Source organism: Mobilibacterium timonense (genome assembly GCF_900155555.1).
Taxonomy (GTDB): Bacteria; Bacillota; Clostridia; order Peptostreptococcales; family Anaerovoracaceae; genus Allobaileyella; species Allobaileyella timonense.
This window is the reverse complement of record NZ_FUHN01000007.1, coordinates 231,373-244,729: the sequence shown is the minus strand read 5'-3', so window position 1 is coordinate 244,729 and position 13,357 is coordinate 231,373. Positions and strand designations below refer to the sequence as shown.

12 protein-coding genes are annotated in these 13,357 nt (G+C 51.5%); 11 read left to right on the top strand and 1 reads right to left on the bottom strand.

Annotated elements, in window-relative coordinates; all coding sequences use genetic code 11:
* Positions 1-145 precede the first annotated feature (145 nt).
* The gene (locus BQ7382_RS04095) at positions 146-1,597 is read right to left on the bottom strand and encodes a zinc-binding metallopeptidase family protein (RefSeq protein ID WP_077390866.1); all 1,452 of its coding nucleotides are present in this window, start codon (positions 1,595-1,597) and stop codon (positions 146-148) included.
* A gap of 186 nt (positions 1,598-1,783) precedes the next feature.
* Between BQ7382_RS04095 and rpmB the strand changes: the two genes are divergently transcribed.
* From rpmB to rimO, 11 genes are all read left to right on the top strand, one after another.
* The gene (gene rpmB / locus BQ7382_RS04090; protein WP_077390865.1) at positions 1,784-1,975 is read left to right on the top strand and encodes a 50S ribosomal protein L28; all 192 of its coding nucleotides are present in this window, start codon (positions 1,784-1,786) and stop codon (positions 1,973-1,975) included.
* Between the two features lie 93 nt (positions 1,976-2,068).
* Positions 2,069-2,512: a hypothetical protein gene (locus BQ7382_RS04085; RefSeq protein WP_077390864.1), complete on the top strand. Its 444-nt coding sequence runs from the start codon at positions 2,069-2,071 to the stop codon at positions 2,510-2,512.
* A complete protein-coding gene (gene recG, locus BQ7382_RS04080) occupies positions 2,505-4,547 on the top strand; it encodes an ATP-dependent DNA helicase RecG (RefSeq protein WP_077390863.1) in 2,043 nt (680 codons plus the stop codon). Before BQ7382_RS04085 ends, recG begins: the two co-directional genes overlap by 8 nt.
* A gap of 49 nt (positions 4,548-4,596) precedes the next feature.
* On the top strand, positions 4,597-5,133 hold the full coding sequence (gene rsmD / locus BQ7382_RS04075) for a 16S rRNA (guanine(966)-N(2))-methyltransferase RsmD (protein WP_077390862.1): 537 nt from the start codon (positions 4,597-4,599) through the stop codon (positions 5,131-5,133).
* Between the two features lie 55 nt (positions 5,134-5,188).
* Positions 5,189-5,689 carry a pantetheine-phosphate adenylyltransferase gene (gene coaD / locus BQ7382_RS04070; RefSeq protein WP_077390861.1) on the top strand — a complete coding sequence of 167 codons (501 nt, stop codon included), beginning with the start codon at positions 5,189-5,191 and terminating at the stop codon, positions 5,687-5,689.
* A gap of 72 nt (positions 5,690-5,761) precedes the next feature.
* Positions 5,762-6,415, top strand: coding sequence for an SPFH domain-containing protein (locus BQ7382_RS04065; protein ID WP_077390860.1), 654 nt, complete (start codon positions 5,762-5,764; stop codon positions 6,413-6,415).
* Positions 6,416-6,420: 5 nt separating this feature from the next.
* The gene (locus BQ7382_RS04060; RefSeq protein ID WP_077390859.1) at positions 6,421-7,641 is read left to right on the top strand and encodes a tRNA(Met) cytidine acetate ligase; all 1,221 of its coding nucleotides are present in this window, start codon (positions 6,421-6,423) and stop codon (positions 7,639-7,641) included.
* 107 nt (positions 7,642-7,748) lie between these two features.
* Entirely contained in the window at positions 7,749-7,928 is a 180-nt protein-coding gene (gene rpmF, locus BQ7382_RS04055) for a 50S ribosomal protein L32 (protein ID WP_077390858.1), read from the top strand.
* A gap of 201 nt (positions 7,929-8,129) precedes the next feature.
* Positions 8,130-8,963 (top strand): undecaprenyl-diphosphate phosphatase, encoded by an 834-nt coding sequence (locus BQ7382_RS04050; RefSeq protein WP_077390857.1) that lies wholly within the window; start codon positions 8,130-8,132, stop codon positions 8,961-8,963.
* A 50-nt stretch (positions 8,964-9,013) separates the two neighbouring features.
* Complete coding sequence (locus BQ7382_RS04045; protein WP_235847940.1) at positions 9,014-11,956, top strand: FtsK/SpoIIIE family DNA translocase; 2,943 nt, start codon at positions 9,014-9,016, stop codon at positions 11,954-11,956.
* On the top strand, positions 11,946-13,322 hold the full coding sequence (gene rimO / locus BQ7382_RS04040; protein WP_077390856.1) for a 30S ribosomal protein S12 methylthiotransferase RimO: 1,377 nt from the start codon (positions 11,946-11,948) through the stop codon (positions 13,320-13,322). The genes BQ7382_RS04045 and rimO overlap by 11 nt, the downstream gene beginning before the upstream one ends.
* Positions 13,323-13,357 lie beyond the last annotated feature (35 nt).

Sequence of the window (13,357 nt, the reverse complement as noted above, 5' to 3'; positions counted from 1 at the left end):
CTCTTACCTCCCGATACTGAATACATAGGTTTAAATATTATAGCATAAGTAAACTTGGATTAAGTGAAATGGATAATATTTTATCTTTTCTTAAAAAAATAAATGCTCCCCCGGGAGGCGGGGGAGCTGAGGTCCACGGTCCAGATCAGTTTGTCTGTATGTTCTGCGCAATATAGTTCATAAGCATGTTTGCGATGTAAGTATTGTTATCTTCTGCGATACAAATGTGTACGATCGTCGCAGTTCCGTTTACGTCCCCAAGGAGGGAACAAGGTGTGACATAAGTGTCGTCCTTTACCTGGATAGTCATGTCCTTTCCGGTGATCGCATTCGTCTTTGTGTAGATGTTGGCAAGTTCGAGCGGAATGCTGGTATCATTGCCCGAAAATGCAGCATACTGCTTTTCCACATTTATGTCGGCGTTGTTCAGCTTTGCAGCCGCTTCGTTTTCTCCTGCCACCTGATCCATATACACGCTGCTGAGCGCGCTGGTGGAGACCGTGAGCTTCATCGTGTCGCCGCTGTCTTTAAGGTCTGTAAAGCAGTTGTATGCGTAAGGATCGCCTTCCTTGTGCTCATCGGTGGCCTCGCTTTTGTCGAACCTGTACACTCCGCTGGCGATAGTGAAGAGCAGGTTCGTCATTGAGTCCGTAGTGCTGCTGCTGTACACCGTGGACGGGAGACTGGCGTCATCCAGTATCTCATACGTATAAGATGAATCCGGATAATCGTCGGAGTATGTCTTCTTGAAGCTCTCGGATCTCTTGTCCAGATAAGTGGTCAGGTCTGTGAGGGTGTAAGAGTTCACCAGTACTGTCACGGTCATCGAATCAGGATACATGTTGCCGTTGCTTCCCACCTTCAGTTCTGATATCTCGTAAGGGACCGATTTTCCCTTGAGATAGGTGAGGAGGGTACTTAAAGAATCGACAGGGTTAGGCTGTGAGCCCATGGAAGTCCTCGGATCTCCTGTTGTACATCCCTTGATGGTGATCTTCACCGCCGAATCGCAGGTCCTCGACTGAGTGGTCTTGTCCACGGAGAACGTCGTCAGCTGTCCTGCGAAGGAACTCGTGGAGATATAGGAAGAGCTTCCAGAGTCAAGGAAAAACACGTTCGAGTTGTCGGGGATCGCTGACGGTATCAGGTTCTCCGCCCCTGAGTGAAGGTTCTCGGAATCGTTCAGGAAAACGACTTTCAATGGAGTCCCGGATCCGTTGGCTGCGATGTATTTCGCGGTGGCCAGCGAGGAAGCGTCAGTCTCCATAGTCTTGCTGTTATACTCAACTGCTATGACCGTTGTCGGCTGATCCTCTTTGCCGCTGGCAGCAGCAACGGTGACTATCATGTTTCCGCTGCTGTCGGTGACATAGTCCAGCTTTTTTTTGTCCGCCCACTTCTGCAGGCTCTTAAGCTCCGCGTTGTCGGACTTAGTGGTCGCCGCGGCTGCAACGATGTTATTGTAGATCGTCTTGTAGTCACTTTTATCCACAAGCCTGAGGCGTCCCGTTTTATAGTATCCTATGAGGCCGACCGCGACCGCAGCTACCAGGACTACTATTGCGGTGGTTTTGTTGTTATGCTTTTTCTCAGTCATAATGCTGCCTTTCTATTGAAATACTGAGTTATTATACATTATTATAAATAAACGGAAAAGTTTTTACCGGGGAGAGTTCATCACATTTTTTCCATGATTTTTCCTTGCAATGTGTATATTTGTTGTGGTAAAATACACCTTGCGTTGATTGACGCATTATACTGAAATTGTAAGGAGGTGCGGCAAATGTCTAGAAAATGCGAAGTTTGCGGTAAGGGCCAGACATCCGGAAACGCTGTTTCTCATTCCAACAGACACAGCAGAAGAAAGTGGAATGCTAATATTCAGACTGTCAGAGTGAATGATCATGGAACAGTTAGAAAGGCTAACGTTTGCACGAGCTGCTTAAGAGCGGGCAAAGTAAACCGTGCCAACTAGTGAATATATTCCGGCTTATTGTCCTGAGCATACCGCTCAGGATTTTTTGTTTATCCTGATCTGATGGATCGTTCATGTTTTCGGGAGGAACCTATGGCAGTTATTACCAGAAATGAATATGGGATAGTCGCGATAAACAACGCCGTCCTGGAGAAGCTCATTGTTGATGATATGTTGTCATTGTCTTCATATCTTATTCCATGCAGCAGAAAGGGAGCTCTCCTCCATCACCGCATCTGGAACGGGCTGGGGGACATGCTCAAGGCAGTGAACGTGGAAATACGAGGTAGAGATATTTACGTGGACGTGAACTTCGCCGTACTGAGTGGCATCTCCTACCAGGAGGCGGCAGATGTTCTTTTCAGGAAGGTGGAGGAGGACTTCGAGATACTCTGCCTGGATAAGCCAAGAGGGATATCCGCCCACATAATGGGAACAGTCTCCGACCAGAAGGACGGCCGTGGCAAGAGTTCTCCATTCGACAGGAAGAAGAGCCTCATACCTGGCGAACGCGTGCTGACGAAGACCAATGACTGAGAGAAAAGAACTGACATTTCAGAGCTCCGTTTCCGAGGTCAGGGGCATCGGGGCAAAAAAACAGGAAAGGCTTAATAACCTCGGGATCCGCACGGTAGAGGACCTGCTGACGCATTTTCCGTTCCGCTTCAGAGACCGGCGGTCGCCAGTCTCTCCGCTTTATGCACCAGAGGGAAAAGAGGTCCTGGTCTGCGGCACCCTCATGAGGAAGGGCATCCGCCATATCAGCGGCGGTCGCACCATGGCCACGTTCACTTTCAGAGGAGACGACTGCGGCTTCGTGGCCGTTTTTTTCAATGCCTCGTTCATGATGAAAAACCTGGACAACGGAAAGGAGTATTCCGTGTTCGGAAGGCTCTCCAGAAAAAATGGTGCAGTCGCCTTTATCAATCCAGAGATAACCGAGACCGGCAGTCAGAGGGACGTCCGCGGTATAATCCCCGTATACAGGTGCACCAGCGGGATAACAAGCAACGATTTCATCAAGTGGATCGGAGATACTCTTGAAAGATGCAGTGAACTTGATGAGGAATGGCTGGATCCCGGACTCGTGGCCAGAAGAAAGCTATGCGACCAGAGATACGCCTATACGAATATTCATTTTCCAGAGGGCGAACACAAATACGGGGCAGCCAGATACAGACTTGTTTATGAAAAGCTCCTGGCGAATCAGGTAGCGCTGAAAAGAGACACACGCCTCATGAGTAATTCCGGTAACGGAGCCATGGAGGCCACTGACCCTTCAGAATTCCTGGACAGCTTGCCGTTTCAACTCACGGAAGGTCAGGCAGATGCTGTCGCCAGTATCTCCAGGGATCTAAGGGAAAAAAAGCCTATGAACAGGCTGATCCAGGGTGACGTGGGCTGCGGAAAGACTGCAGTTGCCGAAGCAAGCATATTCATGGCCTGGAAGAGCGGAAAGCAGTCAGCGGTGATGGCGCCGACGGAGATCCTCGCCCGCCAGCACTACAGAGATATGAAGGAAGTGCTGGATCCATTCGGTGTGCGGTGCGCTCTCCTCGTGAGCAGCATCAAGGCTTCCGAGCGTCGTGAGGTACTCGAAGACCTTGCAGGTGGCAACATCGACCTCATAATCGGTACACAGGCTCTCCTCCAGGATGATGTGGTGTTCCGGGATCTGGGTCTCGTCGTCACAGATGAACAGCACCGTTTCGGAGTTCGGCAGCGCAGGATCCTCACGGAAAAGGCATCCGGAGTCAACGTACTGGTCATGTCCGCAACGCCCATACCGAGAACGCTTGCATCTACGGTATTCGGAGACATGGACTTTTCCACGATAAGGACCATGCCGGCCTCAAGGCTGCCTGTGATCACAAGAGGAGTGAACGGGAACACGAGAAAGATGGCATATGCAGCTGTCCGGGAACAGCTCTCCAGGGGGCATCAGGCATATGTCGTGGCCCCGAGCATCGACGACGAGGGAGAACTGAACTCTGCCACGGCGCTTTACGACGAGATGAAAAGACTTTTTCCGGGATTTAAGGTCCTCCTCCTCCACGGACGCATGAGCAAGGACGAAAAAGAACGGATAATGGAGGAATTTTCTCAAGGAAAAGGGGATATTCTGGTATCAACGGTGGTGATCGAGGTAGGCATAAATGTTCCAGGGGCGTCTATCATCGTCATCGAGAACAGTGAGCGCTTCGGAATGGCACAGCTTCATCAGCTCAGGGGCCGTGTAGGCAGGAGCAGCATACAGTCGTACTGTTATCTCGTGAATTACGGAAGGTCGCCGCAGTCTGCGGAGCGTATAAAGATAATGACAGAGACCTCTGACGGTTTTACAATAGCACAGGAGGACTACAGGCTCAGGGGCCCGGGAGACATCATGGGTACGATGCAGCACGGGTCTGTGGCTTTTGTGTCGGATCTCATCAGGTATCCGGAGATCCTGACGGCGGCAGAGGAGGATGCCGGGGGGATACTTGACGGCAGATATGTAAAAACGGACTGGTCAAGGATGGAAGAGTTGATCCGGTGCATGTACGTGTCGGACAACAGCGACGTTCTGTAGCCGTGTGAAGTACAGGTCAGAGCAAAAACATCTAAGGAGCATATATATAATGAAGATAGTTGCAGGAGACTACAAGTACAGGAAGCTGGAGATCCCGGAGTGGATAAGGCCGACCACCGAAAAGGTGAGGGAGGCCGTTTTCAGCATGATAAGCTTTTACATTCCAGGAGCGAAAGTTCTGGACCTGTTCGCGGGATCAGGGAGCCTTGGGCTGGAGGCCCTTTCGAGAGGGGCAGAGAGGTGCTGGTTCAACGAGGTCGAGAGAAGAAATTTCAGAGTCCTTCAAGGCAATGTGGCCAATTGCAGGGCGGAGGACAGAGCTGTCCTGTACAACCACGATTTCAGGAAGTGCCTTAGTCTGATCCATCAGGAGATGGACATCATCTTTCTGGATCCGCCGTATCAGTCGGGATTCTACGACGAGGCATTTGAACTTTTCAACGAGAATGGTCTCGTAAAAGAGAGCACGATCGTCGTCGCAGAGCATTTATACAATAATAAATTATCTGACACATATGGGAAATTGTATAAAACGAAGGAGAAAAAGTACGGAACCATAGGCGTAGACTTGTTTACAGCCCGTTAATTGTTGCATATATACAGTGGTTTTGGTAAAATACGCAAAAGGCAGGGGATTTTCTATGCTCAGAAACGCATTGATCGCGGGGTCTTTTGATCCTATAACGAACGGACATCTGAATATCATCTCCCGGGCAGCGGGAATGTATGACTCCATCACGGTGGGAGTGCTGGTGAACGACAAAAAGCACTCGCTTTTTTCCATAGACGAGCGGATGGACATAGTCAGGCATGTCACCGGCGACCTGCCCAATGTGAAGGTGGATTCATTTTCCGGACTTCTTGCGGATTACGTGAACGAGCACAGATTCGATGCAGTTGTGAGAGGGCTGAGGGCCACCACGGATTTCGAGTACGAGATCCAGATGGCGCAGATGAACGCCCGGTTGTACCGGCACGGTACGGAGACTGTGTTCCTCATGGCAGATCCATCTTTTTCCTTCATAAGCTCTTCGCTTATAAAAGAAGTAGCTTCCTACGGCGGAGACATCCGCGGCCTGGTGCCGGAGTATGTGAGGGAGCGTCTTCAGGACAAGATCGAACTGAGAGGGACAGGAAAGTAGCAGAAAGGCCTGTATAGGAGCAACGCCGTTTCAAACCATGACTTGATCATGAGTGTATAGGAGGAACTTATTATGAGTGATGAATCGATCAGAGTGATGTCGCTGCTGGACGAGCTGGATGATCTGGTCGCTAATGCTTCCAAGGTACCGTTCTCTGACAAGACCATTGTCGATGGGGACGAGCTCAAGAGCATTATCGACGACATAAGGCTCAGCCTGCCAAAGGATATCCAGCAGGCCAGATGGGTAAAGGACGAACAGGAGAGAATACTCAACGAGGCCAAGAGCGAGTACGACAAGGTCATCGTCGCTGCAAAGAGACAGGCCGAATACCTGGTCGAGAACGACATCGTCAAGAAGGAAGCCGAGAAGAGAGCCACCGCTCTCATCAACGAGGCAGAGAACCACAGCAGATACATCAAGCTCAGGTCCTACGAGTACATCGACAAGATGCTGTACGATATGCAGAACGAGATGTCCGGACTTGCCGAGCAGTTCATCCAGCCTATGACCGAGAAGTTCACCGACATCATCAATGATGTGAACGGCAAGGTCAACGGGAACAGGCAGGAGATCAAGGACATGGCAGGTCGTCTCCAGGACAACGTTGAGCACTCCGCGGCCGAGAGAGACGCCGTTCCGGCTCCTGACTACAGCGACGATGCCGATTACGACGATGGCTCCTACAAGCAGCCTTCTTTTGACAGAGACGAGGAACAGGCTTAGCGGTGATGTCGGACGGAAACATCCTGGGCATAGTCGGGGAATACAACCCCTTTCACAATGGCCATGCGTATCATCTCGAGGAGTCTGTAAAAAGGACTTCTGCAACCGGAGTGGTCTGCGCCATGAGCGGAGATTTCGTCCAGAGGGGTGAGGCCGCCATCCTGAATAAATGGAAAAGAGCCGGGATCGCCGTCCGCTGCGGAGCGGATCTGGTAGTGGAGATCCCGGTCTTCTGTTGTCTGGCAAACGCCGGGATATACGGAAGGGGGGCTGTAAAGCTTCTTGAGTCTCTTGGGTTCGTCACCCACCTGTCCTTCGGTTCAGAGTCAGGTGATATCGCAGAGCTCGAGGAGATCGCAGACCGGCTGGACCGTTATGATGAAGAGATAAGCAGAAGGATAAGCGTTCTGTCACGGCAGGGATTGTCATGGCCTGCCGCGAGAGACAGAGCGTACAGGGATTTTTTTCCGGATGGATCGAATATCTCTTCCAGCTCCAACGACATACTTGGGATCGAATATCTCAGGGCTCTGCACGGGCTGACACCTCTCACGATAAAGAGGAAGGGAGCGGGGTACAACGATTCTGTGGATAAAGATCCGGGAGCCGTTTTCCATAGCGCATCCGGGATACGTCAGGCTCTTTGCGATGGCAGGGATATTTCATCCATGGTGCCTGAAGAATGCTTTAGAGAACTTTCTGGTCTGACTTCAGATGCCCTTGAGATCAGGGCAGAGCGTTACTTTCAACTTGTGCGCTACAGGATCCTCACTTCTGATGAAGATGAGATGGCAAGGCTTCCGGACGGAGGAGAGGGAATAGGAAACAGGCTCAGGAAAGCTGTGATATCCGCATCTGACATTCAGGATCTCATAATGAAGGCCAAGACCAGGCGATATACCTATACTCATATATCCAGGCTCCTGGCACAGCTCGTCACTGGTATGGATCGCGGAATGACCGATCCTGCGTGCATCAGAGTCCTCGCTATGAACGAAAGAGGGCGGGAGATGCTTCATGAGGCATCGCGAAAAGAACTTTTCAAGATGCCGCTGGTGACTAACGTGAACAAGACGCTTGGCCGTCTTAATGCCGATGACACGAAAGACCAGAAGATCTTCGAACAGCTTTCTGCGGAGATTCGTGCTGGAGATATATACAATCTGATCACCGGCGCCGACCTCTACAGATGTTCCGACAGGGTCAGCGGACCGGTCATCATATAGATTGAGCAGAGTATTAATTTACCATTGACATGAACAATGCATTAATCTATAATACTGTTTTGTGACGACTAGATATAATTTCAATTCACATAAAGGAGGTGTCGACGATGGCAGTACCTAAGAGGAAAACTTCGAAAGCTAAGACTTCCAGCCGTAAGGCAGCTAATATGAAGATGCACACTCCTGGACTTTCAATTTGTCCTCAGTGTCATGAGCCTAAACTTCCTCACAGAGTTTGTCCTAACTGCGGATATTACGATGGCAAGGATGTTGTAAACGCTGAATAGCCGGAATGCGATGTGACACCAGATGATCCGAGAAATCGGGTCATTTTTTCTTTGTGGAGATCGCAGCGCTCGTTCTGCTGCGCCCATTCTTAAGATGTGATTTCACACAGCCCTGCGGTTGTTTCTCAAATAGTTTGAACTTATAATGTACAAGCTGTCTGCAGGGTATGTTACAATAACCAGGAACTAAGAGGAGGTTCAATGTCTTATTTAAATGCGATAATTCTGGGCCTGGTGCAGGGACTGACGGAATTTCTTCCTGTCAGCAGCTCAGGCCACCTTACCATACTTCAGCACTTCTTCGGCATCAACGGAGATTCCGTCGTGGCGTTCACTGTAATGCTTCACGTGGGAACTCTCTTCTCAGTGTTCTACATGTACTGGAACGACATCTGGGCGCTGATCAAGGAGCTTTTCCTTACGATCAGGGATCTGTGCACGGGCCGCGGGCTGAAGCTTGACGAGAGGCCGATAAGGAAGCTGGGCGTAATGATAATCGTGGCAACGATCCCTACAGGCATCATCGGAATGCTTTTCAACGACGTCTTCGAGAGCTTTTACAAGACTCTCCTTCCTACCGCTATCGGTCTGATCATCACGGGCATTCTTCTGTGGACCGCCGAGAGCATCAAGGGAGGACACACTAAGATCGAAGACATGAAGTTCAGGGATGCTCTTCTGATAGGAACGCTTCAGGGAGTGGCTATCACTCCTGGTATCTCGAGATCGGGTTCTACTCTGGTGGGAGGTCTGTTCGCTAAGCTGGACAGAGGTTTTGCTGTTGAGTTTGCATTCCTGATATCCATACCTTCGATAATCGGCTCGCTCGTATTCGAGACAGGCTCGGGAAGCATCGGGGCGTCCCTTGCCAGCAATCTCGGACCCGTTCTTCTCGGAACGGTGATCGCGGCGATATCCGGTATCTTTGCGATAAAGTTCATGATAAAGGTAGTGAAGCAGTACAGCCTGAAGTATTTTTCACTGTACGTGTGGATCGTTTCGATAGTACTTCTGGTACACGAAATATTCTTTTAAGTCCGGCAGGTTCTGCCTGCCATTTCTGCAGATGATCTGACGGGGAGTTAATGGCAGAGGAGAAGAAGAGAGGGCCCGGGAGACCAAAGGGCAGTAAGAACAAGAATAGCGGCAACAAGACTGAGAGCGCGAAGAAGCGCAGGAGCAGCGAGGAACAGCGCCAGGAGATCCTGGAGATGCAGGAGCAGCGAAGAGCACACAAGAAGCTCATGGATGAAATATGGGCCGTGACGATCTTCGCAACAGGCGTTTTCCTGGTGATCACGACTCAGTTCAACACCACTGGAGCCTTCGGAGATGCCGTCCACGACATCCTCCGGGGCCTTTTCGGTGTAATGACATATGTTCTGCCATATATCATGATGGTCTTTGCGGTGTGTCTGTTCATCCAGAGGATGCAGCACATCAACACGAAGACCGTCAGCTTTTCTGTGCTCATTTTCATCATGCTCTGCGTACTGAATTCTGCACGTTTTATCGATCCGGGGCTCCCGGCTTTTGCTTTGTCTGATCTTGGGGATTATTACTCTGAAAGCCTGAAGGGCCAGGGTGCAGGTGCCATCGGCATGGAGATAGGAAACATTCTTGTGAAGTTCATCGGAATGCCTGGTCTTTACATACTGGCCATTACGGTAATTATCATATCCCTGCTCTTCGTTGTGGATACGCCCGTATCGAAGCAGTTTGCCGCAGTGCGTGATAAACGCGAGGAGAACCGACTCCTCCGCGAACAGGAAAGAGAGCTGACACTCGCTGCGTCTACCGCGGTCAGCGCCTCACCGGAAAAAGAGGTAATCTCCCCTGAGTATCTCAGTGGCACCGCCGGAGATCAGAAGGCCGTAGATACCGTAGCGAGGTCGCACCGCGATATCAGAAACAAGAAGCAGATACTCCAGTACATGAACGATGATTCTACCCTTAGAGACGGTGCGGGAAGAACAGCTGCCCCAGGAGCGATGGGTCTCGAGCAGGTCGATGATCCGGAACCTGGAAAAGGCCTGGGAGCCAGGCTCACCGCCTTTGCAGATAATCTCAGGGGCAAGAAGACAGGTCTTCCTGATGAACACACGGCGGGGCTGGACAGATCTGAAGCCGTATCTGAGGTCGACCAGAATGATATTCCATCCTTCCTGAGACCTGAAGCCGCAGAGAAATCAAATGATGACGGGAAGAAATCTGTATCGGACGGCTCTTCCCGCAGTTCTTCTGGAAGGGGACTGGAGATAATTGGAGGAGGCACAGGACTGGACGGTGTTTCCAGTTCTTCCAGGACTTCAGGGAAAGGTCTTGGTCTCGACGGGTCGCCTGCTCCAGCCGCTGCTGCAGCAGGTATGGCCGCAGGCGCCATTGCAAAGGGTGATTCGCCGAAGCTCAAGACCAAAGCTGAGGCGGCGACCGAGGCTGATAAGGAACAGATAGAGAGGGAGATAGAGGCTTCAAAGGGCAAATACTCAAACTACGTTCTTCCTCCTGTCGATCTGCTCACGAGACCTAAGGGGCCTTCTCACTCGCTTTCCGACAAGGAACTGGCGGACAAGGCCAGGCTCCTTGAGGAGACTCTGCAGAACTTCAACGTGGACGCCCACGTGATAAGAGTGACTCAGGGCGCATCGGTCACGAGATATGAAGTGCAGCCGGCTGTAGGCGTCAAAGTAAGCAGCATAGTCAGGCTCTCCGACGATATAGCCCTTAACCTGAGGGCAAAGAGCATAAGAATAGAGGCACCGATACCTGGAAAGGCCGCTGTTGGCATCGAGGTCGAGAACGCCAGGCCTGCAACTGTTCTTGTCAGAGAGCTCATCGATTCTGATGAATTCAGGAAGGCTAAGTCCAAGATCTCCTTTGCAGTCGGAAAGGACATCTCTGGCAATAATATCGTGGCGGACCTGAAGGAGATGCCACACCTTCTCATCGCCGGAGCCACCGGATCCGGAAAGTCGGTGTGCATCAATACCATGATCGCTTCCATTCTCTACAAGGCCACACCTGACGAGGTGAAGCTCGTCCTGATAGACCCGAAGGTGGTCGAGCTGGGCGTGTATAACGACATCCCTCACATGCTGATCCCTGTGGTGACCGACCCTAAAAAGGCCGCAGCAGCCCTCAACTGGGCCGTGAACGAGATGAACAACAGGTACCATAGCTTCGCGGAGAGCGGGGTAAGGGATCTCGAGTCGTATAACGAGAAGATGGCAGAGGAAGGCCAGGAGGACAAAGTCCTGCCTCAGGTGGTGATCATCATCGACGAGCTGGCTGACCTGATGATGACCGCCTCAAGCCAGGTAGAAGAAGCCATAATGAGACTGGCACAGAAAGCCAGGGCTGCAGGAATGCACCTTGTGGTGGCCACCCAGAGGCCGTCTGTTGATGTCGTGACCGGCGTCATCAAGGCTAACATTCCTTCGAGGATCGCGCTGAGCGTTAGCTCATCCTTCGACTCCCGTACCATCCTTGACACCGGAGGTGCCGAAAAACTTCTGGGCAAGGGCGACATGCTTTTTTCCCCTGTAAACCTGAACAAGCCGGTGAGGATACAAGGGCCGTACATCTCCGACAAAGAGATCTCACACCTGGTGGAATACGTCAAGGAACAGGGCGGCTCCGTGGAATACAACCACGAGGTCATCGATACCATCGAATCGCCTGAGTCCGCCAGCACGGCGGAGGCCTCCGACGAGCTCACTGAAGAAGCCATCCAGTTCATCCTCCACCAGAAGCAGGCTTCGGTCTCTATGCTTCAGCGTCGGTTCAGGATCGGATACAACAGGGCGGCCAGGATCGTTGACGAGATAGAGGCGCGTGGTATAATCGGGCCGTCTGACGGCAGCAGGCCTCGCCAGGTGCTCATGACAGAGGATGAATACAATATTAGAATGTCCGGCGGCGAGCAGAGTTCTCTGACGGACGTCGTGGACGAGGAAAAGGATTTTGACGAGTCTCCTGAGGCCGGCGACGGGCGCCAGGAGATCGCTGAGGAGACAAATGAGCAGTAAGACTTTTTACATAGACACCCTGGGATGCCAGAAGAACGAATATGATTCACAGATCCTCGGGGCGGACCTTATGAAGGCCGGATGCAGGGCTGTAATGAATCCTGAAGAGGCCGACATACTTATCGTAAACACCTGCGGGTTCATCGACGCGGCGAAGATGGAGTCCATAGAGCACATCTTCGACATGGCCAGGATCAAGGGAGAAAATAAGAAACTCGTTGTGACCGGATGTCTTAGCCAGAGATTCCACAAAGAGCTGAGCGACGAGATGCCGGAGGTGGACCTGTTCTTCGGAGTCAACGACTATGATGATATCGCTGCAGAACTGTTGGAAGACGGACCAGCTTCAGGAAAAGTTGAAGAAACGGCGGCAGACGGTGCGACAGAAAACAGAGACAAGGTCAGAGGCAGTGCCGAGAAGGTGCTCCACTACAAGGACAGGATCATCCCTAAGGGGACGTATTCGTCCGTACTCAAGATAGCTGAAGGCTGTAACAACACATGCTCTTTTTGCGCCATTCCAGCCATCAGAGGACCGTTCAGGTCTAAGCCAATGGAGGAATGTATTCGCGAGGCGGAGCAGATGGCCGCAGACGGAGTTGAGGAGCTGGTGATCATAGCTCAGGATACTTCTCAGTATGGCATCGACCTGTACGGAGAGGTCAGGCTCCCGCAACTTCTCAGGGAATTATGCAAAATAGACGGGATCAGGTGGATACGCCTCATGTACGTGTACGACGAGGGTATCACCGACGAGCTTATGGACGTGATCGCGTCGGAGCCGAAGATATGCAAGTACATAGACATACCGATCCAGCACATTTCGGATCACGTTCTTACCATGATGAGGAGACGATCCGACAAGGCTAGCATAATCAGGACCGTAAACAAACTGAGAGAAAAGGTGCCGGGGATACACATCCGGACGACCCTGCTAGTGGGCTTCCCGGGAGAAACACCTGAGGACCACCAGGAACTCCTGGAATTCGTAAAAGAAGCGAAGATCGACAGGCTGGGAGTATTCTCTTTTTCCGATGAAGAGGGAACGCTTGCACATAGCATGCCGGGAAAGCTGGAGCAGGAGGAAAAGGACGCCCGCCGGGACGAGATCATGGAGGCCCAGCAGGAGGTGAGCCTGGAGCTCAACCAGAAAAAAGTGGGCATGACGTATGAGGTGCTGATCGATGATGCCGCAGGACAGACCGATGACGGAGATCTTCTGTACATCGGGCGCACTCAGTACGACGGACCGGAGATAGACGATGAGGTGGAATTCTGCAGCAGCAGAGAACACCAGCCGGGTGAATTCGTCAGAGTCGTAATCGATGAAGCCGGGGAATACGATCTCCTTGGCAGAGAGATATAGCAGGTTATTTCATTTCGCTGATCATTAGTAACAGG